Annotated in this window: 24 protein-coding genes; 10 read left to right on the top strand and 14 right to left on the bottom strand. The window is 71.9% G+C overall.

From position 1 onward, the window contains the following. Positions 1 to 16 precede the first annotated feature (16 nt). The 5 genes from ACWEVP_RS40255 to ACWEVP_RS40235 form a co-directional block, all read right to left on the bottom strand. Positions 17 to 1,288 (bottom strand): methylaspartate mutase, encoded by a 1,272-nt coding sequence (locus tag ACWEVP_RS40255; protein ID WP_452067829.1) that lies wholly within the window; start codon positions 1,286 to 1,288, stop codon positions 17 to 19. Then, positions 1,285 to 1,761, bottom strand: a complete 477-nt coding sequence (locus ACWEVP_RS40250; RefSeq protein ID WP_452067828.1) for a cobalamin B12-binding domain-containing protein — start codon at positions 1,759 to 1,761, stop codon at positions 1,285 to 1,287. The genes ACWEVP_RS40255 and ACWEVP_RS40250 overlap by 4 nt, the downstream gene beginning before the upstream one ends. Next, positions 1,758 to 2,972: a type III PLP-dependent enzyme gene (locus ACWEVP_RS40245; RefSeq protein WP_452067827.1), complete on the bottom strand. Its 1,215-nt coding sequence runs from the start codon at positions 2,970 to 2,972 to the stop codon at positions 1,758 to 1,760. The genes ACWEVP_RS40250 and ACWEVP_RS40245 overlap by 4 nt, the downstream gene beginning before the upstream one ends. After that, the gene (locus ACWEVP_RS40240) at positions 2,969 to 4,417 is read right to left on the bottom strand and encodes an AMP-binding protein (RefSeq protein WP_452067826.1); all 1,449 of its coding nucleotides are present in this window, start codon (positions 4,415 to 4,417) and stop codon (positions 2,969 to 2,971) included. The genes ACWEVP_RS40245 and ACWEVP_RS40240 overlap by 4 nt, the downstream gene beginning before the upstream one ends. A 212-nt stretch (positions 4,418 to 4,629) precedes the next feature. Further along, positions 4,630 to 6,093 (bottom strand): AMP-binding protein, encoded by a 1,464-nt coding sequence (locus tag ACWEVP_RS40235; RefSeq protein ID WP_452067825.1) that lies wholly within the window; start codon positions 6,091 to 6,093, stop codon positions 4,630 to 4,632. 130 nt (positions 6,094 to 6,223) lie between these two features. Between ACWEVP_RS40235 and ACWEVP_RS40230 the strand changes: the two genes are divergently transcribed. Beyond that, positions 6,224 to 6,469: a phosphopantetheine-binding protein gene (locus tag ACWEVP_RS40230; RefSeq protein ID WP_086674110.1), complete on the top strand. Its 246-nt coding sequence runs from the start codon at positions 6,224 to 6,226 to the stop codon at positions 6,467 to 6,469. Here ACWEVP_RS40230 and ACWEVP_RS40225 read toward each other — a convergent pair. Next, positions 6,462 to 7,421, bottom strand: coding sequence for an ACP S-malonyltransferase (locus ACWEVP_RS40225; RefSeq protein ID WP_452067824.1), 960 nt, complete (start codon positions 7,419 to 7,421; stop codon positions 6,462 to 6,464). The genes ACWEVP_RS40230 and ACWEVP_RS40225 overlap by 8 nt on opposite strands. After that, entirely contained in the window at positions 7,414 to 8,361 is a 948-nt protein-coding gene (locus tag ACWEVP_RS40220) for a proline iminopeptidase-family hydrolase (RefSeq protein ID WP_452067823.1), read from the bottom strand. Before ACWEVP_RS40220 ends, ACWEVP_RS40225 begins: the two co-directional genes overlap by 8 nt. A gap of 276 nt (positions 8,362 to 8,637) precedes the next feature. Here ACWEVP_RS40220 and ACWEVP_RS40215 point away from each other — a divergent pair, with 276 nt between their 5' ends. Genes ACWEVP_RS40215 through ACWEVP_RS40205 form a run of 3 tightly spaced genes read left to right on the top strand, consistent with a single transcriptional unit; the run spans position 8,638 to position 11,680 of the window. Then, positions 8,638 to 9,900 carry a nucleotide disphospho-sugar-binding domain-containing protein gene (locus ACWEVP_RS40215; RefSeq protein WP_452067822.1) on the top strand — a complete coding sequence of 421 codons (1,263 nt, stop codon included), beginning with the start codon at positions 8,638 to 8,640 and terminating at the stop codon, positions 9,898 to 9,900. Then, complete coding sequence (locus tag ACWEVP_RS40210; protein ID WP_452067821.1) at positions 9,891 to 11,006, top strand: sensor histidine kinase; 1,116 nt, start codon at positions 9,891 to 9,893, stop codon at positions 11,004 to 11,006. Before ACWEVP_RS40215 ends, ACWEVP_RS40210 begins: the two co-directional genes overlap by 10 nt. A 20-nt stretch (positions 11,007 to 11,026) precedes the next feature. After that, positions 11,027 to 11,680 carry a response regulator transcription factor gene (locus ACWEVP_RS40205; RefSeq protein ID WP_452067820.1) on the top strand — a complete coding sequence of 218 codons (654 nt, stop codon included), beginning with the start codon at positions 11,027 to 11,029 and terminating at the stop codon, positions 11,678 to 11,680. 5 nt (positions 11,681 to 11,685) lie between these two features. Here ACWEVP_RS40205 and ACWEVP_RS40200 read toward each other — a convergent pair whose 3' ends face one another. From ACWEVP_RS40200 to ACWEVP_RS40190, 3 genes are read right to left on the bottom strand one after another with little or no spacing between them, the layout of a single operon-like run. Further along, positions 11,686 to 11,859: an acyl-CoA carboxylase epsilon subunit gene (locus ACWEVP_RS40200; protein ID WP_452067819.1), complete on the bottom strand. Its 174-nt coding sequence runs from the start codon at positions 11,857 to 11,859 to the stop codon at positions 11,686 to 11,688. Beyond that, a complete protein-coding gene (locus ACWEVP_RS40195; protein WP_452067818.1) occupies positions 11,859 to 13,424 on the bottom strand; it encodes an acyl-CoA carboxylase subunit beta in 1,566 nt (521 codons plus the stop codon). The genes ACWEVP_RS40200 and ACWEVP_RS40195 overlap by 1 nt, the downstream gene beginning before the upstream one ends. After that, positions 13,417 to 14,172, bottom strand: a complete 756-nt coding sequence (locus ACWEVP_RS40190; RefSeq protein ID WP_452067817.1) for a thioesterase II family protein — start codon at positions 14,170 to 14,172, stop codon at positions 13,417 to 13,419. Before ACWEVP_RS40190 ends, ACWEVP_RS40195 begins: the two co-directional genes overlap by 8 nt. A gap of 178 nt (positions 14,173 to 14,350) precedes the next feature. On the opposite strand from ACWEVP_RS40190, the gene ACWEVP_RS40185 reads away from it, so the two are divergent. After that, the gene (locus ACWEVP_RS40185) at positions 14,351 to 14,752 is read left to right on the top strand and encodes an ATP-binding protein (protein ID WP_452067816.1); all 402 of its coding nucleotides are present in this window, start codon (positions 14,351 to 14,353) and stop codon (positions 14,750 to 14,752) included. Here the strand turns inward: ACWEVP_RS40185 and ACWEVP_RS40180 are convergent. Beyond that, positions 14,749 to 15,123, bottom strand: a complete 375-nt coding sequence (locus tag ACWEVP_RS40180) for an STAS domain-containing protein (RefSeq protein ID WP_452067815.1) — start codon at positions 15,121 to 15,123, stop codon at positions 14,749 to 14,751. The two genes, ACWEVP_RS40185 and ACWEVP_RS40180, sit on opposite strands and share 4 nt — an antisense overlap. 855 nt (positions 15,124 to 15,978) lie before the next feature. Here ACWEVP_RS40180 and ACWEVP_RS40175 point away from each other — a divergent pair. The 5 genes from ACWEVP_RS40175 (at position 15,979) to ACWEVP_RS40155 (ending at position 20,886) form a co-directional block, all read left to right on the top strand. Continuing rightward, a complete protein-coding gene (locus tag ACWEVP_RS40175) occupies positions 15,979 to 17,361 on the top strand; it encodes an FAD-binding oxidoreductase (protein WP_452067814.1) in 1,383 nt (460 codons plus the stop codon). Next, the gene (locus ACWEVP_RS40170; RefSeq protein WP_452067813.1) at positions 17,358 to 18,740 is read left to right on the top strand and encodes a carboxylesterase/lipase family protein; all 1,383 of its coding nucleotides are present in this window, start codon (positions 17,358 to 17,360) and stop codon (positions 18,738 to 18,740) included. Before ACWEVP_RS40175 ends, ACWEVP_RS40170 begins: the two co-directional genes overlap by 4 nt. Continuing rightward, entirely contained in the window at positions 18,740 to 20,302 is a 1,563-nt protein-coding gene (locus tag ACWEVP_RS40165; RefSeq protein WP_452067812.1) for a helix-turn-helix domain-containing protein, read from the top strand. The genes ACWEVP_RS40170 and ACWEVP_RS40165 overlap by 1 nt, the downstream gene beginning before the upstream one ends. Positions 20,303 to 20,419: 117 nt before the next feature. Beyond that, entirely contained in the window at positions 20,420 to 20,632 is a 213-nt protein-coding gene (locus tag ACWEVP_RS40160) for a DUF5988 family protein (RefSeq protein WP_452067811.1), read from the top strand. A 128-nt stretch (positions 20,633 to 20,760) separates the two neighbouring features. After that, positions 20,761 to 20,886, top strand: coding sequence for a hypothetical protein (locus ACWEVP_RS40155; RefSeq protein ID WP_452067810.1), 126 nt, complete (start codon positions 20,761 to 20,763; stop codon positions 20,884 to 20,886). A 43-nt stretch (positions 20,887 to 20,929) separates the two neighbouring features. Here ACWEVP_RS40155 and ACWEVP_RS40150 read toward each other — a convergent pair whose 3' ends face one another. From ACWEVP_RS40150 to ACWEVP_RS40140, 3 genes are read right to left on the bottom strand one after another with little or no spacing between them, the layout of a single operon-like run. After that, positions 20,930 to 23,674 (bottom strand): alkaline phosphatase family protein, encoded by a 2,745-nt coding sequence (locus ACWEVP_RS40150; protein WP_452067809.1) that lies wholly within the window; start codon positions 23,672 to 23,674, stop codon positions 20,930 to 20,932. A gap of 5 nt (positions 23,675 to 23,679) precedes the next feature. Beyond that, entirely contained in the window at positions 23,680 to 25,032 is a 1,353-nt protein-coding gene (locus tag ACWEVP_RS40145; protein ID WP_452067808.1) for an ABC transporter permease, read from the bottom strand. Then, positions 25,029 to 25,952 (bottom strand): ABC transporter ATP-binding protein, encoded by a 924-nt coding sequence (locus ACWEVP_RS40140; RefSeq protein ID WP_452067807.1) that lies wholly within the window; start codon positions 25,950 to 25,952, stop codon positions 25,029 to 25,031. Before ACWEVP_RS40140 ends, ACWEVP_RS40145 begins: the two co-directional genes overlap by 4 nt. Positions 25,953 to 26,070: the final 118 nt, after the last annotated feature.

Below are 26,070 nucleotides of genomic sequence, written 5' to 3'. Positions count from 1 at the left end.
GTCCGGCGTGAACTCGTCACGACTCGCCCCCAATCGCTCTCATCGGTTGTTCCAGCGCCTCGGCGTCGAAGGCGTTCTGGACGTGGGAAAGCGCCGACATCAGCGTCGACGAGGTGATCCGGCCGGCGTGGTGGCGTTCCACCACGCCGTGCAGCGGCAGCGACCCGAGCTCCGACCAGCCGAGCCGGCCCGCCGGGTCGAGGTAGCTGCGCGCCTGCCCGGCGTTGTCGGGGTGCAGGCAGTACGGGACGTCGAGCAGGCCGCGCTTGAACGCGACGACGATCGCGCGACCGAGGTCGGCGTGACTGTTCAGCACGGCGTCGACGAGCGCGTACGCCTCGCGGTAGACCTGGTTGTCGGCGTCCACAATGGCCTGTTCGGTGACGGTCCGCGCCGTCGCGCCCGCGTGTTCCAGCGCCGAGACGTTCTCGGCGACGGTCGGGATCCGGTGCGCCTCGGCGGTGGTCTTGACGATCAGCCGTTCCGACCCGGTCGTCACGGCCAGCTCGGCCGCCCGGCCCAGCAGGCTGCGCGCGCCGTCGGAAGTCCGCGGGAACAGGCCCATGTAGGCGTAGATGACGACGTGCCAGGTGGCGTCGGGCAGCAGCTCGGCGCACAACCGGCGCAGCGCCGACACCGCCTCCTGGTCCTGCGTCATGTTCGTCTGCTGCGCGTAGCTCACCGAGATGCTGCGAACGCCCCTGCGGTAGAAGAACAACGCCTCCAGCACCGACAGCGCCACCAGCTCGCTCGGCGGGCACAGCTGGCCCATCATGCAGCCGCCGAACGTCTCCAGGTGCGGCCGGCCGGCCGGGTGCTCGGCGTCCAGGAGCAGGTCGCAGCAGTGCGCCCAGTTGCGCACGGACTCGTCGAGCGGCGTGCGGCTGTAGGGCAGGCAGTAGGACACCGGGCCGCCCTCGGTGGCGTGCAGCCCGGCGGCGATCATGGCGCGGAAGATGTCCGCGGGCCGCGCCGAGCCGTGGCGCACCTGCACCGGGAATCCCGGGCCTTCGAGGCCGTCGAGCATCGCGCGGGTGACTTCGGCCGGGTGGTTGACGATCGGGTACCCGTTGAGCGCGAGCCCGTTGCCCAGCGCGTGCGCGACGGAAGCCGTGTCGCAGACGCGGGTGTAGCTGTCGAGCGTGACCGTGCCGACGGTCGCGGCGGCCGCGTTCTTCGTCGCGGCGAGCCCGGCCCGCATGACCGCCGGGTCCGCGAACCCCATGCGGGGCTGGACGACCAGTTCGCCCGCGGCATGGCGCCGCGCGACGAACTCTTCGAAGCTCACGCCTCCACCTGAGTGACACCGGCCGACAGCGTGGCGGCGAACCGGCGGAACGAGCCCGCGCCCTGCTGGTCGTCGAAGACCGCGTCGAACCCGGCGAGCAGCAGCTGCGCGGTCTCCTCCGCGGTCAGCGCCCCGCCGACGCCGAGCTTGCCGCCGATCACCACCGGCAGCGCGCGCAGCTGCGGGAACGCGCGCAGCCGCTGGATCACGCGCAGGCCGTCCTGGTGGCCGTGGCCGTTGACGCTGCTGAGCACGAGCATCGCCGGCTTGCGGCTCAGGCACTCCGACTCCAGCAGCTCGTCCGGCACGCAGGCGCCGAGGTTCACCACGTCGAAGCCGAGTTCGCCGACGAGCAGCTCGAGGTAGACGAGGTTCCAGGTGTGGGAGTCCGACGCCATGCTGCTGACGATCACCGTCCGCCGCGGCGGGTCCGTGACGACTCCGCCGCCGAACGCGTGCAGTTCTTCGGTCATGGCGAAACCTCGTAGACGCGCTGGTAGTCCAAACGAGACACCGAGAGGACCTTGCCGCCGCGGACCACGATCTCCGCCGGCGTCGGCCGGCCGAGGAAGCTGATCAGGCTGGCGGTGACGCCGTAGGCGCCGACGTTCGGCACGGTGACGACGTCGCCGGAGACGAGCTCGGGCAGCTTCGCCGCCTTGGCGAGCGAATCGCCGGGAGTGCACAGTGGACCGACGAGGCTGCCGGTGAGGTCACCGGTCTCTTCGACGCCGACCGCCGCGGGCAGCAGCCTGCCGATGCCGGACAGCCCGCCGACGGCGTTGATCCCGGCGTCCAGCACCACGAACCGGCTGCCGCGGCTGTCCTTGACGTTGACCACGCCGGCCAGCATCGAACCGCAGCTGCCGGAGAGGTAGCGGCCCGACTCGCAGGCCAGTTCGATCCCGCCGTCGCGCCACTCGGGCAGGTGCAGGTCGAGCAGCGTTTCCAGGCCCGCGCGCAGCTTCGGGTAGTCGGTGCGCGGGCCGGGCACCGCGTACGGCGACGAAAACCCGCCGCCGATGTCCAAGACCTCCAGCGGCAGGCCGACCTCGTCGCGCAGCCGCGCGGCCGAGGTGAGCACGAACTCGTATTCGCCGAGCAGGGCGTCCTCGTCCTGGGCGTTGCTCATGGTGAAGAAGTGGGCGCCGACGACCCGCGCGCCCGGCACCGCCTTGAGCGCGGGCATGAGGTCGGGCAGTGTCTCGGCGTCGATGCCGAACTGCGACGGGCGGCCCATCATCCGGATGCCGGTGCCGCCGCTGCTCGCGGTGGTGTTGACGCGCAGCAGCGCGGACGCGGTCACGCCCTGCTGCTCGGCCGCCGCGCCGACGTGCTGCAGATCGGTCAGCGACTCGACGGAGAACAGCCGGACCCCGGCGGCGAGCGCGTGCTCCAGCTCCTCGTTCGTCTTGCCCGGTCCGGTGTAGAGGATGCCGGCCGGGTCGAACCCGGCTTCGAGGGCGTTGACCAGCTCGCCGGTGGAGCTGATCTCCGCGCGGCAGCCACCGCGCCGCAGCTCGCGGCCGATTTCGGGATGGGGGTTGGACTTCAGCGCGTAGAACAGCTGGAAGCCCTCCGGCAGCAGGCCGAACAGCTGGTCCCGCGACTCGGCGACGACGTCGAGATCGTAGACGTAGGCGGGCGTGCCGTACTTCGCGGCGAGATCGGCGTACTTGCTCATGCGCGGGCCCCCTCGACCAGCTGCGCGAGTTCCTTGGTGGCGTTCTTGCCGTGCGCCGTGAGCGGGAACTCCTCGACGACGTGGCACAGCGACGGGACCTTCTGCGGCTCGAGCCGCTTGGCCAGCTCGCGCAGCACGGTCGTGGGCGGCAGGTCGGTCTCGACGCAGATGGCGAGGTCGCGGGTCTCGCTCGGCGGGATCGCACCGGCCGCGCGGACGCCGGGGATGTCCATCGCCGCGGCTTCGATCTCCAAAGTGGACATCCGGATGCCCTTGCGCTTGAACATGTCGTCGCGGCGGCCCTCGAAGTAGAGGTAGCCGTCGGCGTCGAGGCGGCCGTAGTCGCCGGTGTGCAGGCGGAGCTCGCCGGTGGTCTCGTCGCGGCGGAAGGCGCGGGCGGAGATCTCGGGTGCCCGCCAGTAGCCGGGCATGACGTGCGGGCCGGCGGCGACGATCTCGCCGATGTCCCCGGCGGGCAGCTCGGTCCCGTCGGCGGCGAGGATCAGCACGGACGTGCCCGGCAGCGGCAGCCCGGACGAACCGGGGCGCTCGGTGTCCTCTTCGGGGGGCATGATCGTGATCCGCTTGCACTCGGTCTGCCCGAACTGGCGGACGACCTTGACCCCGGGGAACGCCGCGCGCAGCTGGGCGATGGTGGAGTCGGGCAGGGCGGCGCCGGTGTTGGTGAAGAGGCGCACGGGCGCGGCCGGCTCGGTGTCGCGCTGCGCGAGCGTCGCGATCATGGTGGCCAGCGACGGCACGATCGGCACGACGGTGGCGCCGACCTCGCGCATCCGCTGCAGCAGCCGCAGGTCCGACTCGGCGTCGGCGAGCACGATCTCGCTGCGGCCGAGGGTGCTCAGCAGCACCTTGTAGAGGCCGTAGTCCCAGGACATCGGGAACCGGCAGAAGACGACGTCGTCTTCGCGGTAGCCGAGGACGGCCTGGATGGCGCGGGAGGCGAAGGTGACCTGGCGGTGCGGCCCGATCACGCCCTTCGGCGCGGCGGTGCTGCCGGAGGTGTAGACGAGGACGGCGATGTCGTCTTCGGTCACCGCTGCTTCCTCGGCCTGTTGTCCTTTCGCCTCCTCGACCTCGGTCCAAAAGGGACCGAAGTTTTCGGGCGTGAGCACGAGGACGGGCTCGGCGTTGGCCACGACGGAGTCGAAGTGGAACTTCTTCATGGCCGGGTTGATCGGCACGAACACCGCCCCGCCGCGGGAAGTTCCGTAGAAGAGCGCGACGAGCGCCCGATCGGTGGGCAGCTGCACGACGACGCGGTCGCCGTGTCCGACCCCGCGCCGCGCGAGGACGACGGCGACGGCGTGGCTCCACGCCTGGACTTCGCCGTAGGTCCAGGCACCGGCACGGTCGCGGACCGCCGACGCCCCGGCCGCGTCGGCCGCCGCCGCGTCGAGCAGAGAATGGACCAGAGAATCGTTCACGACTGCCACTCCGTAGGACTCGAAGGATGACCGGGCCGGCGTGGAAGACACACCTGGAGACCTTCGCCAAGCTAGCCGCGCCGACCTGCGGATCCACACCCCTAACGGCCCCTAAGCCCACCCGCCGGAGCCCGGGCACGCCAAAGCGGCCGTGGGTGTTCAGGAGCGGCGGGAACCGCCCCGAACACCCACGACCGGCCGCGGGAGACTGCTCAGGCCGCGAGGAGCCCGGCCGCGCGGGCCGCCAAGCTCTTGCGGTCGATCTTGCGGTTGGAGTTCAGCGGGAACTCGTCCACGTGCCGGTAGTGGCGCGGGATCACCCCCTCCGGCAACACCGCCCGCAGCGCCCGCACCAGCTCCAGCACCGGCCGCTCCCCGCCCGTGTAGAACACGAACAGCTCGGTCCCGGCGTCGCCGGCCACCCCCAGCGCCACCGCGTCCTGGATGCCGCAGTCGCGCAGGGCGTGCTCGACCTCCGTCAGCTCGATGCGCCACCCGAGCACCTGCACCTGGGAATCCAGCCGGCCCAGGTAGGCCAGCCCGTCGGAGAGCCGCCGCACGCGATCGCCCGTGCGGTAGAAGCGCGTGCCGTCGCGGTCCAGGAAGCGGCCCTGCTCGTCGGCCGGGTCCAGGTAGCCCGGCGTCATCTGCGGCCCCGCGATGCACAGCTCGCCCTCGACGTCGTCGCCGTCCAGCAGGACGTAGTCGTGGCCCTCGTGCACCGAACCGATCGGCACCACGCCGTTCACCGCGACCCGCGGCGTCACGACGTCGTCCCAGCGGTAGCCCGAGACCGTGATGGTCAGCTCGGTGGGCCCGTACAGGTTCTCCACCAGGGACGACGACGCCGCGGCCCGCCAGTCCGCCGTGTCGCGGACCGTCAGCGCCTCCCCCGCGAAGAAGCTCCACCGCAGGCCCGGCAGCGCGCCCGGGGTCAGGCCGCCGGTGCGGCGGACCAGGTCGATCGCGCTCGGCGTCGAGAACCACACCGTGAGCCCGCGCTCGGCCGCGAACCGCGGCAGGTTGCGGTACGCCCCGCCCGGCAGCACCACCGCCGGCGCCCCCGCGCCCCACGCGCAGAACAGGTCGAACATCGCGCAGTCGAAGTTCAGGTCGAACGTCTGCGAAAACACGTCGTCCGGCGTGAAGTCGTAGCGCTCGTCGAGCAGCCCGAAGTAGTGGTCGACCGCCGCGTGCCCGATCCGCACGCCCTTGGGCCGCCCGGTCGAGCCTGACGTGAACAGCACGTACGCGGTGTCCGATGTCGGCGCCAGCGGGGCCGACAGGGCTTGGGACACCGGCGGCGAGCCGAGCACCGGAACCCCGGCGGGCGCCACCGCGCGACCCCGCTCGTCGGCGATCAGCACATCGACACCCGCGGCCGAAACCATCTGGGCGGTCCGCGCGGCCGGGAAGTCCGGGCGCAGCGGCACGACCGTCGCCCCCGCGTACAGCGCGGCCAGGATCCCTGCGTACGCGGTGACGCCCTTCCCGGCCAGCACCCCTACGGTCCGGGCGCCGGCTTCGGCCAGCGCGCCGCCCCAGAGGAGGGCCAGGTCGTTCAGCCGTTCGTAGCTCAGCGCCTGGTCGCCGACGTGGACGGCCACGCCGCCACCGGAGCGTTCCAGGCCGCGCAGGAACCGCGTGTGCAGCCCGCTGGTGAGACCGGTGTCCATCGAAGTCCTCCGCAAATGAATAGGGGTGCCGATGCGTCGATCCGGGACGGCGACGCGCGGTAGAGTCCAAAACCGAACCGGGCGGTCGGTTTCCTCTCGGTAGATCCCAACCTAGCGATCCGGAGTAGCCATGTGGGACAGCACTTTCGACGAGACGCTTCGCACGTTCCTCCCCTTCCTGCCCGCCGAGGAGGCACTGACCGAAGAGACCCCGCTGCGCGAGTACGGGCTGGACTCGCTCGCCACCGTGGAGCTGCTCTCCGTGCTGGAGCAGAGCTACAACGTGCGGTTCGAGGACGACGCCCTGAACCTGGAGACGTTCGAGAACCCCGGCCGGCTGTGGACCACGCTGTCGGCGCTGCAGCCCGCTAGCTGACCCGCGAAGGTCCTGCGCCCCGGCGGCGGGGTTGCAGGGCCATGCGCGGGTTGACCGTCACGACCTCGAAGCGGCTCGTGGTGACGCGGACGCGCCCGAACAGCGTGTCCGGCCCCGCGACCCACAGCTTGCGCACCCCGTTTTCCGCCAGCGTGTGCACGACGTCCGGCCAGCGCATCGGCTTGACGATGCTGTCGAGCAGCATCGTGCGCACCTGGTCACCGGTGCGCAGGATCTCGCCGTCCTGGTCCGCGACGATCGGCAGCAGCGGGTCGTGGAAGTCCAGGTCGCCGAGCACCTCGTCCTCCGCCTTGCGGCGCAGTGCCCCGAAGGCGCGCGAGTGCAGCGGCGGCCGCATCGTGTAGAGGGAGAGCCCGCCCATGCTCCGGACCGTCTGCTTGAGCCAGTCGAGGTTCTTCTCGCGCACGGAAACCATGTAGAAGTCGTGGTCGATGTAGCACGAGATGTCGAACCACTCGCCCTTGGCGTCCAATCGGGACAGGGCGTCCTTCAGCTTCTCCTCGGGCGTGCGGACGAACGAGTGCGTCACGACGTCGGTGTACTCGGTGTCGAAGAACTCGGTCAGGCAACGCGCGAGTTCCGCCGTCATCCAGACCGCGTCCTGGAACGTCAGCGACCCGGCGTACACACTGGCCGGCTTCTCGCCGAAGCTCGGGCCGGCGCAGAAGTCGGGGCTCATCCCCTGCTCTTCTTCGGCCCATTCCGCCAGTGCGACGCAGGTGAGCATGAACCCGACCTGCGCGTACGCCGAGTAGTCGCCCTCGGTTTCGCGGAAGCGGTCGACCAGCGAGTAGCCGAGCCGGTCGTTCGCCTCCGCGATCAGCCTGCGAGCGAAGGGGTTGATGAGCAGGAACTTGCCGAAGTCGGCGAAGCGACAGGGGCTCATCCCGGGGAAGACGACCGCCGATCCCGGCCGGGTGGCCTCATCCATGACTGGCGACCTCTCGTTCGACCCGGCTCGCGGGTGCGGTGGGGTGGACGTCCCGCAGGAACTCCAGCAGGACTTCGTGGAACCGCTCGGGCTCCTCGAGGTGCGGGACGTGGCTGGAGTCCTCGAAGATCTCCCAGCGCACGTCGTGGATCCGGTCGAAGTACGGCTGGACCGTGACGGGGGTGGCCTCGTCGTGACGTCCCGAGATCAGCAGCGTCGGCACTTCGATGTCGTCGAGCTCGTCGATCACCGAGTAGTCCTTGAGCGTGCCGGTGACGGTGAACTCGCTGGGCCCGTTCATCGTGGCGTAGACGGTGTTGTCGTCGGCCATCTCCATGAACGAGGCCAGGTAGTCGGCCGGCCACGGCAGCACGCGGCAGACGTGCCGGTCGTAGAACGCGCGCATCAGCTCGAAGTACTCCGGCGCGCCGGTGGTGCCGGCGGCTTCGTGCGCCCGCAGCTGGTCGTCGACGCCCGGCGGGAGCTGGGCGCGCAGCACGTCCATCTCCTGGCGCCACAGCGGGTAGGACGCCGGCGAGTTCGCGATCACCAGCCCGCGCAGGCCGTCCGGACGCTGGGCGGCGTGCCGCGCGACGACCAGGCCGCCCCACGACTGTCCGAACAGGACGTAGTTGTCCTCGATGCCCAGGTGCTGCACCAGGTTGTCCAGCTCGTCGCCGAACAGCTCCGGCGTCCAGAAGTCCTCCCCCTTGCCCGGCAGCCGCGTCGAGCCACCGCTGCCCAGCTGGTCGTAGTGCACCACCGGGAACCCGTGCCCGGCGAGCGAGCTGAGACTCAGCAGGTAGTCGTGCGTGCTCCCCGGCCCGCCGTGCACCACGACGACAGCGGGCGCTTCGCCCCCGGTCTCCCCGGTGACGCGGTACCAGGTGCGGTACCCGCCGAAGGGCGCCCAGCCCTTCGTGATCGGTGCCACGGCCATGCTCATCACCTCGTTCGTATCCCTCGCCCCGGCACGCGCGGCCGGACCCACGTTCCTGTCTAGTCCTCGCGAGCCCGCCGGAACCAGCCCCTAAGGGGCGTCTAAAGCCGCTCCAAACCCACTCGAACTCCCTAGCGCACAGCGGGCGAGCCGGGGAAGGATTCCGGGCCGGGACAGGGGTCGCCGACCCCTACCGCCGCGTTGCCGGGTCGGCCCGGCGGCGCCCGCGCACTACCTTCGAAGACAGCAACAGCCGACTTCCCGGGGAGTGCGTCCATGCGCGTCATGATGATGGTGTTCCCGACGAGGACGCACGTCTACAGCATGGCCCCGGTCGGCTGGGCGCTGGCCGCGGCCGGGCACGAGGTGCGGTTCGTGGGCCAGCGCAACCCGCGCGAGGTGGCGTCCTTCGCCGAAACCGGCCTCGACGCGATGTGGTTCGGCGACGAGCTGGACATCGCGCGCCACCGGCAGCTCCAGATGGACGGCGACAACGCCATGCAGGGCGGCTTCCGCATCTCCGAGAGCCGGCCGGAGCGCTACACCGAGGAGTACGTCCGCACGGTGTACGAGCACTGGGTCGAGGTCTTCCGCTGGACGACGCCGGACTCGCTGCTCGACGAGCTGGTGCGGTTCGCGAAGGGCTGGCAACCGGACCTGATCGTCTGGGACCCGATGATCTACGCGGCCCCGATCGTCGCGCACGTGCTCGGCGTCCCGCACCTGCGGATGATGTACGCGGCCGACCAGACCGCGCGGATCGCCGCGCAGTACCGGGACCTGCGCGCGAGTCACCCCGAAGACACCTCGCCGGACCCGTTCGTCGAATGGATGTCCGCCGCGGTGGGCCGGTTCGGCGCGGAGTACGACGAGGCGCTGCGCCACGGCGTGAAGACCTTGGACTGCCACCCGTCCTACCTGCGCTACGAAGGCGTCGACGTCGACTACGTGCCGGCGCGGTTCATCCCGCAGAACAAGCCGATGGCGATCCCCCGCTGGGTGCTGGAGACGCCGGACCGGCCGCGCGTGATGCTGACGCTGGGCATCTCGAACCGGCAGGTGCTCGGCGTGGAGGAGACGTCGGTGGCCGACCTGCTCGACGGCCTGGCCGACCTCGACGTCGAGGTGATCGCGACGCTCAACGAGTCCCAGCTCGCCTCCGTGAAGAAGATTCCCGACAACGTGCGCGCGGTCGACTTCGTGCCGATGTACGAACTCCTTGCCAGCTGCTCGGCCATCGTGCACCAGGGCGGCGGCGCGACGATCGGCAACGCGGTCGTCAACGGCGTCCCGCAGCTGATCATCCCGGGTACCACCTGGAGCGAGCGGGTTTCCGCCGTCGCGCAGGAGAAGCGCGGCAACGGCCTGGTACTCGACCTCGAGGACGTCACGCCCCAGTCGGTCCGAAATGGACTGAAGAGACTGCTGGAGGAACCGTCGTTCCGGGCCTGCGCGCTCGAGGTCCGCGACGAGATGCTGGCGACGCCGACGCTCGACGACCTCGTGCCGGAGCTGGAACGGATCGCGCGATGCCGGTGACCGGGCGGCCGAAGGTGGTCCGCACCATCGGCTTCCTGATCGCGAGCCTGCCGCTGCGGATCTTCGCGTTCGTCCTCGTGCTCGTCACGATGGTGCTCGGGATCGCCACCACCATGCTGTGGATCGGCATCCCGATCCTGATCGCCGCCACCTCGCTCGTCCGCGGGTTCGCGGACCTCGAACGCCGCTGGACCGGCGCCATGCTCGACGCGGACATCCCGGCGCCGCGCCGCCGGCCGCACGGACCCGGGCTGCTGCAGACGTGGCAGGCCCGGCTGGTCGATCCGGTCACCTGGCGCGAAGTGAACTACGTGCTGCTCGCGTTCCCGCTGGGCATCGTGGAGTTCGTCGCCGGGATCGTCTCGGTCGCCGTGCCGCCGTTCGGGATCTTCGTCGCGCCGCGGATCGGCGCGATGCACGCCGCGCTGACGGCGTCGATGCTGGGGCCGAACCGGACGCAGCAGCTCGAAGCCCGCACGCGGCAGCTGAGCGACTCCCGTGCCCGGGGTGTCGACGCGGTCGAGGCCGAACGCCGTCGCATCGAACGCGATCTGCACGACGGCGCGCAGCAACGGCTGGTGGCCGTCGCGATGAGCCTGGGCCGGGCGCAGCTGAAGCTGGACAACGACGACCCGTCGGCCGTGCGCGAGCTGATCGGCGCAGCGCACGCGGACGCCAAGCTCGCGGTGTCGGAGCTGCGCGACCTCGCCCGCGGGATCTACCCGCCGGTGCTGCAGGACCGCGGCCTGGACGCGGCGCTGTCGTCGCTGACCGCGCGGATGCCGATCCCGGTCGACGTCGAGGTGAGCGTCGAGCCGCGCCCGCCCGCGCCGGTGGAGACCACGACGTACTTCATCGTCAGCGAGACGCTGACCAACATCACCAAGCACGCGGGCGCCGACCGCGCGACGGTGCGGGTGACCCGCGACGACGAGACCGTCGTCGTCGAGATCGTCGACAACGGCCACGGTGGCGCGGCCATGCGTCCCGGCGGCGGCCTGGCCGGCCTGGCCGACCGCGCCGCCACGATCGACGGCGTGCTCACCGTGGTCAGCCCCGCGGGCGGGCCGACCGTGGTGCGCGCCGACCTGCCCGTCCGCTGGTGAACCCCCTGGGAGTGGGAACAATGCGTGTCGTCATCGCCGAAGACTCCGTCCTGCTGCGGGCCGGCGTGCAGAGCCTGCTCGCCGACGTCGGCATCGAGACCGCGGCGGCGGTGTCCAACGGCGACGACCTCCTGGTCGCCGTCCGCGAGCACCGGCCGGACCTGGTCATCGCCGACGTCCGGATGCCCCCGACGTTCACCGACGAGGGCCTGCGCGCGGCCCTGGCGGCCCGCAAGGAGGTGCCGGGCCTGCCGGTCCTGGTGGTGTCGCAGTACGTGGAGGGCAGCTACGCGGTCGACTTGATCGCCGAGGGCACGTCGGGAGTCGGCTACCTGCTGAAGGAACGCGTCGCCGACGTGCGCGAGTTCCTGGAGGCGGTTCGCCGGGTGGCGGGCGGCGGCTCGGCGATCGACCCGGACGTGGTCGCGCAGATGCTGTCCCGCAACCGCGACCCGCTGCACGCGCTGACCGCCCGCGAGACGGAAGTCCTCGGTTTGATGGCCCAGGGGCTGTCGAACGCGGCGATCGCGAAGCAGCTGGTCGTCACGCAGGGCGCGGTGGAGAACCACATCAGCAACATCTTCGCCAAGCTGGGCCTGGAGGCCAGCCGCGACGAGAACCGCCGCATCCGCGCGGTGCTGACCTATTTGGACAGCACGACGATCCGGACGTGACCGGCTCAGCCGCGCCAGCTCGTCGCCGGCCGGAACCGCGGCCGGCGGCGAAGACGCGCGGGCTTCGGCGGTTCCGGCGCCGACGGCCGGGCGCCGATCGCGGCCAGGACCGCCAGCAGCGCCGCCAGTTCCGTTTCGTCGGGCGCGCCGCGCACGACCCGCACCACCGGCTCGCCCATCAGACCGGCGGGTTCCCGTGCTTGCGCGCCGGAATGTCGGCGTGTTTCGTGCGCAGCATCGCGAGCGAGCGGATCAGCAGCGACCGCGTCTCGCCCGGCTCGATCACGTCGTCCACGAGACCGCGCTCGGCCGCGTAGTACGGGTGCATCAGCTCGGTGCGGTACTCCTTGATCTTCTGCGCCCGCACGGCTTCCGGGTCGTCGGCCGCGTTGATCTCGCGGCGGAAGATCACGTTCGCCGCGCCTTCGGCGCCCATCACGGCGATCTCGTTCGTCGGCCACGCCAGCGAGACGTCGGTGCCGATCGAGCGCGAGTCCATCACGATGTACGCGCCGCCGTAGGCCTTGCGCAGGATCAGCTGCACCCGCGGCACGGTGGCGTTGCAGTAGGCGTAGAGCAGCTTCGCGCCGTGGCGGATGATGCCGCCGTGCTCCTGGCCGACGCCGGGCAGGAAGCCGGGCACGTCCACCAGCGTCACGAGCGGGATGTTGAACGCGTCGCACGTCTGCACGAACCGCGCGGCCTTCTCGCTCGCCTCGATGTCGAGCACCCCGGCCAGGACCGCGGGCTGGTTCGCGACGATGCCGACGACGTGCCCGTCGAGCCGGGCGAGCGCGCACACGACGTTGGCCGCCCAGCCCGCGTGCACCTGGAGGAACTCGCCGTCGTCGACGATCTCGGCGATGACGTCGCTGATGTCGTACGCGCGGGCCGGGTCGACCGGCACGACGTCGACCAGCCGGTCGGTGCGCCGGTCGGCCGGGTCGGCGGCCGGCACGTGCGGCGGGGCCTCGTTGTTGTTGGACGGCAGCAGGGACAGCAGGTACCGGACATCGGCCAGGCAGGTCGCCTCGTCGTCGTAGGCGAACGCGGCGACGCCGGAGGTCTCGGCGTGCACGTCGGCGCCGCCGAGACCGTTCTGCGTGATCTCCTCGCCGGTCACCGCCTGCACGACGTCGGGGCCGGTGATGAACATCTGCGAGGTCTCGCGGACCATGAACACGAAGTCGGTCAACGCGGGCGAGTACGCCGCGCCGCCCGCGCACGGGCCGAGCATCACCGAGATCTGCGGGATGACCCCGGAACAGCGGGTGTTGCGCCGGAAGATGCCACCGTACCCGGCGAGCGCTGTGACGCCCTCCTGGATCCGCGCGCCGGCGCCGTCGTTGAGCGACACCAGCGGCGCGCCCGCGGCCTCGGCGAGGTCCATCACCTTGTGGATCTTCTGGGCGTGCGCCTCGCCGAGCGCGCCGCCGAAGATCCGGAAGTCGTGGGCGTAGACGAAGACCGTCCGGCCGTCGACCGTGCCCCAGCCGCAGACGACGCCGTCGGAGTGCGGACGGCGCTGCTCCAGGCCGAACCCGGTCGCGCGGTGCCGGCGCAGGGCCTCGAGCTCGGTGAACGAGCCGGGGTCGAGCAGCAGCTCGATCCGTTCGTGGGCGGTCAGCTTGCCGCGCTCGTGCTGCCGCCGCGTCGCGGCTTCGTCCGGCCCGCGGCGCGCCGCGTCCTTGATCTCCCGCAGTTCGACGAGCCGGTTGGCGAACGCGGCCGGCGCCTCAGACACGGACGCCTCCCAGCTCGGCCAGCCGCCCGAGGATCACGTCCTGGTGGCGGGTGAGGAAGAAGTGCCCGCCGGACAGCTCCACCAGCTCGAACCCGCCGGAGGTGTGGTCCGCCCAGGCGGCGACCTCGTCGAGCGTGGCCATCGGGTCGGCGTCGCCGGTGAAGGCGACGATCGGGGTCGCCAGCGGCTCGCCCGGCGTGTCCCGGTAGGTCTCGACGGCGCGGTAGTCGTTGCGCACCACGGGCAGGATCATCCGGACGACGTCGTCGTCGCCCAGCAGGTCCAGTTCGGTGCCGCTCAGCTTGCGCAGCTCGTCGATGACGCCGGCGTCGGTCCGCGTGTGCACGCTCTCCTCGCGCACCCGCGAAGGCGCGCGCCGCCCGGAGACGAACAGTCCCGCGACGGGCACGCCGGCCTGCTCGAGGCGCCGCGCCGTCTCGTAGGCGACCATCGCGCCCATGCTGTGCCCGAAGAGGGCGAGCGGGCGGTCGGTCTTGTCCCGCAGCAGGTCCGCGACCCGGTCGGCCATGGCCCCGATGCTGGTCAGGAACGGTTCGTGGCGCCGGTCCTGCCGCCCCGGGTACTGGACGGCGAGGACCTCGACGTCCGGGGCGAGCGCCTTCGCCACCGGGAAGTAGAAGGTGGCCGAGCCACCGGCGTGGGGCAGGCAGACCAGCCGCGCCTTCGCCCCGGGTGACGCGGCGAACCGGCGGAACCAGTTCTCCTCGGCGTTGTCCCCTGCGACCATGTCGTCCCCCGCCTTCCGGGTCGGAGCCTCCGTCCGGCCAAGCTAGCCAGCGTGCGGCCGGTCGAACGACCCCTAACGGCCCCTACGCGCGAGTAAAAGCCGCGGGACCGGGTACGCCTTCCGGGAGTTCACCGCGCCCGTGGGGAAGCGCGGTGCCTGGAGGAGTCGCACTGTGCGCGTGAGCTGGAACGGAGCCGAGCAGACAGGGTGGCACGTGCTCGACGTCGCCGGAGCCGACCGGCCCGGGTTGACGGCCGCCCGGCGGTGGGCCGAAGCCCGGCTCGGCACGCTGCGCGAGACGGACCTGATCGACGCGCTGATCGTCGTCGGGGAGCTGCTGGAGAACGCGTACCTCCACGGCGGCGGCCCGCGGCAGCTGCGGATCCACCACGTGCACGACCCGTGCGAGGTGACGGTGGCCGTGGCCGACACCGGGCACGGCGAACCGAAGCTGCGCGCCCCCGACCACGCCGGTGGCCGGGGGCTGCTGCTGGTGGACCAGCTTTGTCTCGCCTGGGGCGTGACCCACCACGACGACGGCAAGCTCGTCTGGGCCCGGGTCGGGTGCGAAGAGGGTTAGGCCGCCGTCAGCCGCAGCCACGCAAGCGCTTCCTCGGTGCTCCAGTGCACCGGCAGCAGGTGCGCCAGCCCGAGCGCGGCGATAGGCCGCAGCAGGGCCCGGCACCGCCCGGCGACCGCGAAGGGCACGCCGCTCGCGACGGCTTCCGCCGCCGTGTCGATCAGGATCGTCAGGACGCGGGCGCCGCAGAACGTCACGCCCGAGGCGTCGAACACGAGAGCCGGCGGAGCGAGCCGGAGTTCTTGGCGCAGCAGGGTTTCGAGGTGCCCGGTGACGACGAGGTCGAGTTCACCGGTGGCGGTGACGACGCTCGCGTGCGCGGTCGTGGTGACGTCGAAGTTCGCGAACGGGCAGGTCTGCGGAGCGAGCATGCGGTGGCCTCCTTGGCACAACGCCGGGAGGCCGGAAGCCGATCCGGTCTCCACGGCAGCCCGGGCAGGGGCTGCGAGGGGTGAGGCACGACGGCTGCAGGCTGAACCGCTGCAACACCACCCTACAAGCGATGCGCAACCGTTGCACTGTGGATCTCCAAATCGCGGGCGGACGCGTTCCGCGCGGAGCGCGACCCACAAGAAGAGCTGGGTGGTCATCCCGTCGCCTGAGGCCGTCAAAATCACTTTGAGCCGGGCCCGCAACACAGAGACCAAGGTGAGGGGATATGCCAGGCTTGCGGGCCCGGCTCAAAGTGATAGGCCTCAATCAGGCGACGGGATGACCACCCAGCGGCCCACCCGAGAAGGTGAGGGGACAGCGGGACTAGAGGTCATCCCAGAGCCTGCCCGTCCGGCGAGGACAGTCTTTTGCTTCTAAGCCGCGGCAGAAGCGAACGTGAAGCGGGTCCGACCTCCCCCGCCCTCCGTTCGGATTGTCCGTCGCCGCCCGGGTTGTCGACTGGGATGCGGCTGGGGAGGAGGGCGGGGGAGGTCTGGTGATCTCGTGGTCGGCTTGCTCTGCCGGCTGCCCGTTCACAACTGGCGCGCGCGGGTCGGGAACGCCCCCACAGCCATCCCCGCCTGCCGGGCGAACCGACGCAGTAACGTCGCGCAGGACATCGACCCCTGCCGGCTGAGCCGCTCGATCGGCCAGTCCTGCCCCGGGTCGGTAACTGCCGTCCACGCCCTGTGGGGTGAGCACACCGGCGACGCCACCCGGTGGGCACTTTCCCCATGGCCAGACCGGCGCCGCCGCCCTAGCGTGGGAACCCGGTGACGAGGAGGTTCCCGCGGATGCTGATCGACGACCTGGCCGCCGTGCTGCCGGCGGACCGGCTGGTCCGTGACCCGGACGTCGTGGCGGGCTTCGCCCACGACGAGGCCGAGTGGGCGCCCTGCGGCCGGCCCGCGGTGGTCGTCCGGCCGCACACCGCCGAAGAGGTCCAGGCCGTGGTCGAGGTCTGTCTGCGGAGCCGGACCCCGCTCGTCACGCGCGGGGCGGGCACCGGCCTCTCCGGCGGGGCGAACGCCGTCGACGGCTGCGTCGTGCTGGTCACCGACCGGCTCACCGCGATCAAGGAAATCGACGAGCGGGAGCGGTACGCCGTCGTCGAGCCCGGCGTCGTCAACGACGACCTGCGCGCCGCCTGCGCCGGGCGCGGGCTCTGGTACCCGCCCGATCCGGCCAGCTCGCCGTGGTCGACCATCGGCGGCAACGTCGCCACCAACGCCGGCGGCGTCTGCTGCGTCAAGTACGGGGTCACCCGCGACTACGTCCTGGGCCTGCAGGTCGTCACCGGCACCGGCGAGCTCGTCCGGCTCGGCCGCCGCACCGCCAAGGGCGTCGCGGGCTACGACCTGACCGGGCTCATGGTCGGCTCCGAAGGCACGCTCGGGGTGATCACCGAGGTCACCGTGCGGCTGCGGCCCGCCCGCGCGGCCGAGCGGACGGTCGCCGGGTACTTCGACACGACCGTCGCCGCCGGGCAGGCCGCCGCCGCGGTCGCGGCCCGGGGCGTGCTGCCCTCCGCGCTCGAACTCGTCGACCGGCACTGCCTGGCCGCCGTGGACCGGTGGAAGAACATGGGGCTCAGCGCCGACGCGAACGTCGTGCTGCTCGCCCGCACCGACTCCCCCGGCGCCCTCGGCGAGCACGAAGCCGCGGAAATCCTGGACTGCTTCGCACAGGCCGGCGCGACGTGGGCCGCGCAGTCGACCGACCAGGCCGAGGCCGACGCGCTGTTCGCCGCCCGCCGCCTCGCCTACCCCGCGCTCGAACGGCTCGGCCCGCTGCTCACCGAGGACGTCTGCGTCCCGACGCAGGCAGTGCCCGAGATGCTCGCCCGCATCGACGCGACGGGGCAGCGCCACGGCGTCCTCATCGCGAACGTCGCGCACATCGGCGACGGCAACCTGCACCCGCTGCTGGTCACGCCGACCGGCGACGAGACCGCGCGGAAGAACGCCCAGGCCGCGTTCGACGACATCATCGCCGACGCGCTCGACCTCGGCGGCACCGTCACCGGCGAGCACGGCGTCGGCCTGCTCAAGCAACCCGGCCTCGCGCGCGAGCTCGGCCCCGCGGTCGTCGAAATGCACCGCGCGGTCAAGAAAGCCCTGGACCCGCACCACATCCTCAACCCCGGCAAGGTCTTCCCCGAAGGGACACCCGCATGATCGTCCGCACCACCTCCGGCGACGTCCGCGGCGAGCCGATCGCCACCGGCGTCCGGTTCCGCGGCATCCCCTACGCCGCCGCGCCCGAAGGCGAGCTGCGGTTCGCCGCGCCGGCCCCGGCGCGCGCGTGGGACGGCGTGCGCGACGCCCGCGAGGCCGGGCCCACGGCGCCGCAACGGCACCGGACGATCCCCGGCCTCGACCTGTCCGCCGTGGTCGGCGACGGCTGGCGGCCGGGGCCGGAGTACCTGACGGTCGACGTCTGGACCCCGGACCCGGGCGCGGCGGGCCTGCCGGTGCTGGTGTTCGTGCACGGCGGCGCGTTCATCGGCGGCACCGGCTCGGCCCCGGTCTACGACGGCACGGCGTTCACGCGCGGCGGCGCGGTGCTTGTGACCGTGCAGTACCGGCTCAGCGTCGACGGCTTCGTGCCCCTCGACGGCGGCGCGACCAACCTCGGCCTGCGCGACCAGCTCGCCGCGCTGCGGTGGGTCCAGGAGAACATCGCCGCGTTCGGGGGCGACGCCGGCAACGTGACGCTCTTCGGGGAGTCGGCGGGCGGGATCAGCGTCGCGTGCCTGCTCGGTTCGCCGCTGTCGGCCGGGCTCTTCCGCCGCGCCGTCGTCCAAAGTGGACACGCGAACATGGTGCGGGGCCGCGCGGAACTCGAGCGGCTCGCCGGGGTGATCGCCGGCGGGCTCGGCGTCGAACCCACCGCCGCCGCCTTCCGGAAGCTGCCGACCGAGCGGCTGCTCGACGCGCAGGACGCCGTCCTCAAGCCCGGCGGCGGCCCCGACCTGCGCGGCGAAGACGGCCTGGACCGCAGTTACGGCCTCAGCCCGTTCCTCCCGCTGGTCGGCGACGACGTCCTGCCGCGCCACCCCGGCGAGGCGATCCGGAACGGCGCGGGCTCGGACATCGACCTGATCGCAGGCACCTGCCGCGAGGAGATGCTGCTCTACTTCGGCCCGACCGGGCTGCTCGACGTGCTCACCGACGAACAGGCCGTGGCCATGTTGTCGGCGTCGCACCCCGACGCCGACGGTGTCCTTCGCGGGTACGGCCTTGGCGAACGGAAAGCGGGCGAGGTGTTCGTCGAGGCCATGACCGACCTCGTGTTCCGCGACGGCGTCAAGGAACTCGTCGAGAGCCACCGGGGCCGCTCGTTCCGGTACGAGTTCGAGTGGCGGGCCCCGCGGCTCGGCGCGTGCCACGGCATGGAGCTGCCGTTCGTGTTCGACTCGCTGGCCGCGTCCGCCGGCATCGTCGGCGACAACCCGCCCGCGGAGCTGGCCCGGGAGGTCAACAGCGCGTGGACGCGGTTCGCCGCCACCGGCGACCCGGGCTGGGCCGCGGCCGAGACGACGCACCTGGGCTGATGGACGCCCACGGCCTGCGCGAGCTGTACGACCTCGTCCTGCGCCTGTCGGCGGTCCACGACCTCGACGCGCTGGTGCAGGAGGTGGTCGACCACGCCCGGCGGCTGCTCGGCGTGGACGTCGCCTACCTCGCGCTGGCCGAGCCGGACGGTTCGCTCGTCATCCGGGTCACCGACGGCTCGCTCGGCCCGCGGCTGCGCGGCGTCGTGCTGCCGCCGCACAGCGGGCTGGCCGGGCGGGTGGCCGACACGGGCGAACCCGTGCAGAGCACCGACTATCTCGGCGACGCCGCCCTGACGCACTTGGGCGAGGTCGACCGCGTCGCCGAGGGCGAAGGCCTGCGCACGATCCTCGGCGTGCCGCTGCGGCTGCGCGGCAAGGTGGCCGGGGTGCTGATGGTCTCGCAGCGGGCGGTGCGGCGGTTCACCGCGGCGGAGTCGTCGCTGCTGACCTCGCTCGGCTCGTTCGCCGCGATCGCCATCGAGAACGCGAAGCTGGTCACCGCGCTGGCGGAGGCGAACGACCGGCTGGAGCGGGCGGTCCGGCTGCACGACCGGCTCGGCGAGGTGGCGCTGCGCGGCGGCGCGGCCGAAGACGTCGTCGTGGCGCTGTCGGAGCTGGTCGGCGGGCTGGTGCTGGTCGCCGACGAGCACGACGAGGTCCGCGCGGCCGCCCGCGCCGGCTCGCTCGTCGAGGCGGCGCTCGACGGAAAGCCGTCGGCGCTGTTCGCCGGCGCCCGGCGGACTCGCGTGGACGGGCGGACGGTGACCGTGCCGCTCGCCTCGGCGAACGCGTACTTCGGGGCGCTGCAAGTGGTTCCCGACGCCCCGCTGGCCGAGGCGGACGTCCGGTTGCTGGAGCGTTCGGCGACGACCGTGGCACTGGTGGCGTCGGTGGAGCGCGCCGAACGCCGGACGGTCGAGGAGCTGGTGGAGCACCTGGTGACCCGCCGGGTCCGCGAGATCCCGGCGTACGCCCGTGATCTGCGGCGGCCGCACCTGGTCGTGGTGAGCGAGGACCCGCGACTGCGGAGCCACGCCACCCTGTCGTCCATTGTGGATGGTCAGCTGGTCGCCCTGGTCCGCGCCGACGAGGCGACGGTCCGTTCGTGGTCACTGGGCACGACCGGCCTGGCGGGACCGGCGACCGGCCCGGCCGCGCTGGCTGACGCCTACGATGACGCGTCCGCCTGCGTCCGGGTCCTGAACGCGCTGGGACGCAACGGTTCCACGGCCTCCCCGGCCGACCTGGGCCCGTACCGCTACCTGCTGAGCCGGGCCGGCCGCGAGGAAGCGGGCACGTTCGTCACGCGCACGCTCGCCCCGCTGCTGGCCCACGACGAGGAGCGCGGGACGGACCTGGTCCGCACGGCGGAGGTGTTCCTGCGCGCGGGCCGCCGCAAGACCCCGGCGGCCGAGGAGCTGACGATCCACCCGAACACGCTTTACCAGCGCCTGGACCGGATCACGGCGTTGCTGGGTGAGGACTGGCAGGAGGGCGACCGGGCGCTGGACGTCCACTTGGCACTGCGCGTCCACCGTTTGGCCGCCGAACTCGCGTAAAACCCCTACCGTCAACCCCTGTAGGGGCCGATTGACACAGCGAGTGCACGTCAGGGATCGTCGAGAGACGAACAACACACTTTTCCCTCCGCGCAGACGAACCCACGGAGATGACTCATGACGAACATCAAGGTGACGCTTTCCGGCGGTCCGGCAGAACTGGTCGAACGGCACCGGGAATGGACGGTCGGCGGCCTCGGCGAAGTCGCGAAGGTCGGCTTCGGCGCCGGCTACGAGCACTTCGCCCACGCGGGCGAGTTCACGACGACCAGCGGTGGCGACCAGGTCCCGGTGTTCGCCTGGTGCGGTCGCACCAGGGTCGCCGAGTGACCCGCGGCCCCGGCTCCACCCGGATCTCCACCCCGGGGAGGTCCTCCTCCACCCGGCCCCGGCGTTAGTTTCTTCCGGGTCGGGCGCCGCGGGAAAAGCGGCGCCGCCGTCCGGAGGGAAATTGCGCCATGAGTGAAGTGCTCGGTTTCATGCTGCTTCGTTTCGCCGTCATCGGCGGCGGGATCTTCCTGCTGATCCTGGTGCTCGGCGTGGTCGCGTTCGCGGTCAAGAAAGCGGGCCGGGGTCGTGAGTGAGAAACAGGGTCAGCACCCTGTTTCTCACTCACGGCAGCCGCTGCTAGCCGTCCGACTCGGCCGAGGGGAGGTACGCCCCCGGCACCTGCTCGGGCGCGACCACCTGGTTCTCACCCGGGTACGGCACCTGCCAGCCGTGCGTCTGGTACCACGTGAAGTGGTTCATCTGCGCGGGGTTGGCGTAGTCCGCGACGGCGTTCGGTCCGGTCAGCCGCTGGTGCGTCGTCCACTCCTGCCACTGCGCCGCCACCTGCGCCTTGTCCGCCGGCACCGCCGAGGACGGTACGGGCGCCGCGGCCGGGTCCGCCGCGGCCGGAACGTCCGGCCCGCACGACGGCTGCGTCGCCAGCCCGCCCGTCAGTGACGTGCGGTTCGGCAACGCGGTGAACGGCGTGAAGTCCGGCTTCCTGGTGAAGGCCGCGCTCATCGGCGTCGCCGCGCTGTCCTTCTGGTTCATCGGCTTGACCCCGAGGATCTGCTCGATCGTCCGGATCATCGTGATCTGCGAGTAGAAGTGGCTGTCGACGACACCGTGCTGGGCGTACGGGCTGATGATCTGCACCGGCGCCCGGTGCCCGTCGACGTGGTCGAGACCGGCCTGGGAGTCGTCCTCGACGACGAAGATCGCCGAGTCCTTCCAGTACTGGCTGTGCGAAATCTCGTCCACGATCCGGCCGACGGCGAGGTCGTTGTCGGCGACCTGGGCGGCGGCGTTCGGCGGGCCGCCGGTGTGGTCGCTGGACAGCCAGAACATGTTCAGGTTCGCCGGCCCGTTCTTCTCGAAGTCGTCCTTCCAGATCTGGTACCGGTAGACGTCCGGCACCGCCGTGTCGAACTTCGGGAAGCCCGGCACCGAAACGGTGTTCAGCGACGGGATCGGCGACGACGACACCAGCGGGTAGGCCGTCGGCTCGCCCGTGGCGGCCATGTTCTTCGCGTCGCAGTACAGGTTCTGCCAGCTCGCCCCGGCGGGCTTGGTCAGGAACTGCTGGAACTCGCCGAAGTCGCGCACCGACTTCCCGGCCGCCTGCGCGCCGGTCCAGAGGAACCCGGAGCTCTGGTGGCCGAGGGCGTCGTCCTCGGTGTCGTAGCTGCGCAGGTACTCCCCCGCCGACGACTCGGTGTACTCGGGGTTGTCGGCCTGCATCAGCCAGTTGTGGCCCTCGGCGGAGTTCGTGCCGATGTCGTAGGTGTTGTCGTACAACCCGAACTGCTTGGCCAGCGCGTGCTGGTTCGGCGTCACGTTCTCGCCGAACTGCGTGACGCTCGGGTCACCGTTGCCGCGCGGGTCGTCGCCGAAGACCTGGTCGTAGGTCCGGTTCTCCTTGACCAGCAGGAAGACGTGCTTGATCGTCGACGGGTCGCCCAAGCGCGCCGGTACCGGCACCGGGCTGCGGTGGCCGTTGTCGGTGGCGAGCTGGACCGAGTCGTTCGTCCAGCCGTTCTGCTTGAACACCTGCGCGGTGTACCCGCGGATCGCGCGGTCGTCCGGCAGCCGGAACTTCTGCACGCTCGACGTCGTGTCGTGCGTGCCGTGCCCGGCCGCCGTGGTGGGCCGGAGGGCGTCGATGCCGCGGGTGTTGGAGACGACGACGTCCGGGCCGACCGTGGTGATCGCGGTCGGGAAGTAGTCGGTCGGCAGCAGGCCGACGTAGCTCACCGGCTCCTGCGCGCGGCTGTAGCGGTAGACGGCGACCGCGTTGGCGCGGCCGAGCGTCACCAGCAGGTGGCCGTCGCCGGTGAGGGTGACGCCGTCCGGCTCGTACCCGACCGAGGCCTGCGGCCACGGCTGGGTCGCGATGGTCTGCACGACCTGGTCGCGGGTGGGGTCGATGACCGAAACCGTGTTGCTCGCGGTGTTCGTCACGAACAGCGCACCCTTGGCGGAGTACACCGCGGTCGGGTGCAGGCCGACGTCGATGCTCTTCGGCGCGGCGGCCGCGTTCGCGAGGTCGATGACGCTGACCGTGCCGCTGGTCGTGGCGCCGGTGAACTGGCTGGCCGGCACCTGCGTGTTGTACGAGTTCAGCGTCGGCTCGCCGGGTTTCGCCGGGTGGCCGCCTTCGTTGCTGACGTACAGCTTGCTGCCGACGCGGACCAGGTCGCGCGGGGCGTTGCCGACGGCCCAGCTCTGTTCGATGGAGCCGGTCGCCACGTCGAGGGCGACGACGCGGTTCTGGCCGTTGACCGCGGAGTACACAGTGGACCCGTCGGGCGAGAAGACCGCCTGGGCCACCAAAGCGTGCTTGGCGCCGTCCGCCGGGATCTTGACCGAGGTGGGCGCGGCCACGGTGCCGTCGGCGTTCACGGTGAACTTCGTGTAGCCGTCGGTCTGCGCCAGCCACAGCGACTTCCCGTCCGGCGAGTACGCCGGGCCTTCCTGGCCGACGTCGTTGCCGGCGATGCGCAGGTTCGCCGTCGCGGAGTTGCCGACGAGCTGCTGCACCTTCCAGTTCTTCAGGTCGACGACGGTGAGCGCGATGCCGCCGTCGGTGGTCAGCGCGGCGAGGTGCGTGCCGTCCGGGCTGACCGCGGACGCCATGATCTTGCCGTTGTTCACGACCAGGCGGTCGCCGATCGGCTTGATGTACTGGTCGGCGGAGACGACCTGGCCGTTTTCGGTGACCTGGCCGACGTGCTCTTCGCCGAACTGCGCCGTCGACGCGACACCGACGCCGGTGCCGGTGGCGACGAGCACGAGCGTGGCGGAGCCGGCCGTCGCGTAGCGCAGCCGATGGCCGCTGCCGCGGCTCTTCCCGGCACGCCGTCTGCGGCGGGTTACCTGCATCGGGGTTATCCCTTCGTGGTGGTGAGCAGCTCGACGTTCCCGTCGAACTGCCAGAGGGGGTTGGGTTGGTCCCCCGCGGGGGTCCGCACCTGGAAGTAGCCGTTCACTTCCTTCGGTCCGTCGCCGTCGGCGACGTACCGCCCGTCCGAGGTGATGTCCAGCTGGTAGATCGCCTGTCCCGTCGCCGCGACGTCCGGCAGGTGCCAGGAGACGACGCACCGCCAGTCGTTGCCGGGGCCGTCCGGCTCGACCAGGCCGTCGCCCTTGGTGCACGCGGCCGTGGCGGCCAGCTGCTCCTCGGTGACGTCGGGCCGGTTGAGCTGCCCGGCCTGCAGCCGGTAGAGGTGGGCGAAGGCGGTGGCGACCGACCGCTGGACCTTGTCCAGGTCGATCCCGGACCCGGTGGCCGGCGTGGCCACCGCGACGATCCCCGCCGTCACGGCGAGCAGCGCGACCAGCGGCAGGACACCGGCGGTGAGCGCGCGGCGACCCCCGCCGTCGTGGGCGGGGTTGGTGAAGTCGCGGCGCACGAAGAGCAGGTAGGCCAGCGCGGTCGCGACGACGGCCCACGCGAGGCTGACGCCGACCGCGATCAGCAGCGGCCCGAGCTGGGCCGGGGCGGTGAACAGGCCGTTCCACGCGATGAAGGTGTAGCTGGGCAGCGCGAGCCGGACGGCGACGGGCAGCGGCAGCAGCTGGGCCAGCGCCAGCACGAGCGCGACGACGGCGGGCAGCAGCAGCCCCATCGGCGACCGGCCCCAGAGGACCGACCCGAGCAGCCCGATCGCGCCGAGGGCGAGCGTCGGGGCGAGCACGCAGACCCACGCGAGCAGGACCCGCACGGCGGCGTCGCCCGGGGTCAGCGAGTGGCCGTCGAGACCGACCAGCGGCCGGCTCCCCGCGGCGAGCACCCCGCCCACCGCGCCGGAAACGGCCAGCCCGGCCACGAGCACGAGGATCACGGTCAGGCTGGCAAGCGCTTTCGCGACGAAGATGCGGCGGGGCGAGCGGACGGCGACGAGCAGGTGGCGCCAGGTGCCGAGCCGGTCTTCGGAGGCGAAGACGTCACCCGCGACGACCGACGTCAGCAGCGGGAGCGCGTAGGTGCCCGCGAACCCGAGCATCACCAGCGGGCCCGCCCAGCCGGTCGCGTTCATCCACCGGCCGAACAGCGTGTCGACGGGCAGCGAACTCTGCTCGCTGACCACGGCGACGAACAGCGCCGGCGCGAGCCAGCAGGCCAGTACCAGCAGGCGGACGCGCCAGGCGGCGAAGAGCTTGACGAGCTCGAAGCGGTAGCCGCGGGTCACCGGGACGGGCCGGGCGGTCTCCGGTGCTTCGGTGACGGTCGCGGTCATCGGCCGGCCTCCGGCTGTTCGGTGAGGGCGAGGAAAGCGGCTTCCAGCGGGGAGACGACGGGAGCGAGCTCGCGCACCGCGATGCCGTCCTTCGCCAGCCGCAGCACCAGTTCGTCGAGCGCGGGGGTCAGCGCGCGCACCACGAAGACGTCGGCGTCGGGGCCGGCTTCGGCCAGGCGGACCCCCGGCGCGCCGGCGACCAGCGCACGGGCCTTGGCCGGGTCGGACGTGCGCAGCCGGTGGTCGAGTTCGCCGTTTTCGGCGGAGAGCTTGGCGAGCGGGCCGGTGAAGACGACGCGGCCGGTGGCGAGGATGGTGACTTCGGAGCAGAGCGCTTCGAGGTCGTCCATCCGGTGGCTGGAGAGCACGACGGTGGTGCCTTCGGCGGCGAGCCGGCCGAGGACGCCGTGGACGTGCTTCTTGCCGGCCGGGTCGAGGCCGTTGGCCGGCTCGTCGAGCACCAGCAGCCGGGGTTCGGTGAGCAGGGCCGCGGCCAGGCCGAGCCGCTGCCGCATGCCGAGGGAGAAACCGCGCACCCGGTCGTCGGCCACGTCGGTGAGCCCGACCTCGCCGAGGACGTCGTCGATCTCCGGCGTCTTCCGGTCGCGGCCGTACAGGCCCAGCAGCGCGGCGAGGTTCTGCCGGGCGGTGAGCGACGGGTAGAGGCCGGGGCCGTCGACGAACCCGGCGACCCCGCCGAGGTTCTTGCCGGCCGGCGCGCCGAAGATCTCCAGGCTGCCCTCGTCGGCGACGGCGAGGCTGAGCAGGAGGCCGAGCAGCGTCGTCTTGCCGGCCCCGTTCGGGCCGACGAGGCCGTGGATGTGGCCGGGCGCCACGTCGAAGTCGACGCCGTCGAGGGCGACGACGTCACCGAAGCACTTGGTGATCCCGCGCGCTCTCACTGCCAGGGGTGCGTCCATGGGTTCCTTGCTTTCGCTCTGCGGCTCGAGCAGGAAACTTAGGCACCGCAAATTACGGCGGCGGGCGAGCGGGGTGAACGCAGTCCGAACGGCAGCCGACCGACGGCCGCCGGCATGG

The sequence above is a fragment of the Amycolatopsis sp. NPDC003865 genome (assembly GCF_053605345.1).
The sequence above is the reverse complement of the archived record's forward strand: the minus strand, read 5'-3'. Positions and strand labels throughout refer to the sequence as shown.

Excerpts from the sequence above, each read along its gene's own strand:
- ACWEVP_RS40250 (WP_452067828.1), bottom strand. The coding sequence starts at position 1,761 with ATGACCGAAGAACTGCACGCGTTCGGCGGCGGAGTCGTCACGGACCCG.
- ACWEVP_RS40245 (WP_452067827.1), bottom strand. The coding sequence starts at position 2,972 with ATGAGCAAGTACGCCGATCTCGCCGCGAAGTACGGCACGCCCGCCTAC.
- ACWEVP_RS40235 (WP_452067825.1), bottom strand. The coding sequence starts at position 6,093 with ATGGACACCGGTCTCACCAGCGGGCTGCACACGCGGTTCCTGCGCGGC.
- ACWEVP_RS40230 (WP_086674110.1), top strand. The coding sequence starts at position 6,224 with ATGTGGGACAGCACTTTCGACGAGACGCTTCGCACGTTCCTCCCCTTC.
- ACWEVP_RS40225 (WP_452067824.1), bottom strand. The coding sequence starts at position 7,421 with ATGGATGAGGCCACCCGGCCGGGATCGGCGGTCGTCTTCCCCGGGATG.
- ACWEVP_RS40220 (WP_452067823.1), bottom strand. The coding sequence starts at position 8,361 with ATGGCCGTGGCACCGATCACGAAGGGCTGGGCGCCCTTCGGCGGGTAC.
- ACWEVP_RS40215 (WP_452067822.1), top strand. The coding sequence starts at position 8,638 with ATGCGCGTCATGATGATGGTGTTCCCGACGAGGACGCACGTCTACAGC.
- ACWEVP_RS40210 (WP_452067821.1), top strand. The coding sequence starts at position 9,891 with ATGCCGGTGACCGGGCGGCCGAAGGTGGTCCGCACCATCGGCTTCCTG.
- ACWEVP_RS40205 (WP_452067820.1), top strand. The coding sequence starts at position 11,027 with ATGCGTGTCGTCATCGCCGAAGACTCCGTCCTGCTGCGGGCCGGCGTG.
- ACWEVP_RS40200 (WP_452067819.1), bottom strand. The coding sequence starts at position 11,859 with ATGGGCGAGCCGGTGGTGCGGGTCGTGCGCGGCGCGCCCGACGAAACG.
- ACWEVP_RS40190 (WP_452067817.1), bottom strand. The coding sequence starts at position 14,172 with ATGGTCGCAGGGGACAACGCCGAGGAGAACTGGTTCCGCCGGTTCGCC.
- ACWEVP_RS40180 (WP_452067815.1), bottom strand. The coding sequence starts at position 15,123 with ATGCTCGCTCCGCAGACCTGCCCGTTCGCGAACTTCGACGTCACCACG.
- ACWEVP_RS40175 (WP_452067814.1), top strand. The coding sequence starts at position 15,979 with ATGCTGATCGACGACCTGGCCGCCGTGCTGCCGGCGGACCGGCTGGTC.
- ACWEVP_RS40170 (WP_452067813.1), top strand. The coding sequence starts at position 17,358 with ATGATCGTCCGCACCACCTCCGGCGACGTCCGCGGCGAGCCGATCGCC.
- ACWEVP_RS40165 (WP_452067812.1), top strand. The coding sequence starts at position 18,740 with ATGGACGCCCACGGCCTGCGCGAGCTGTACGACCTCGTCCTGCGCCTG.
- ACWEVP_RS40160 (WP_452067811.1), top strand. The coding sequence starts at position 20,420 with ATGACGAACATCAAGGTGACGCTTTCCGGCGGTCCGGCAGAACTGGTC.
- ACWEVP_RS40155 (WP_452067810.1), top strand. The coding sequence starts at position 20,761 with ATGAGTGAAGTGCTCGGTTTCATGCTGCTTCGTTTCGCCGTCATCGGC.
- ACWEVP_RS40150 (WP_452067809.1), bottom strand. The coding sequence starts at position 23,674 with ATGCAGGTAACCCGCCGCAGACGGCGTGCCGGGAAGAGCCGCGGCAGC.
- ACWEVP_RS40145 (WP_452067808.1), bottom strand. The coding sequence starts at position 25,032 with ATGACCGCGACCGTCACCGAAGCACCGGAGACCGCCCGGCCCGTCCCG.
- ACWEVP_RS40140 (WP_452067807.1), bottom strand. The coding sequence starts at position 25,952 with ATGGACGCACCCCTGGCAGTGAGAGCGCGCGGGATCACCAAGTGCTTC.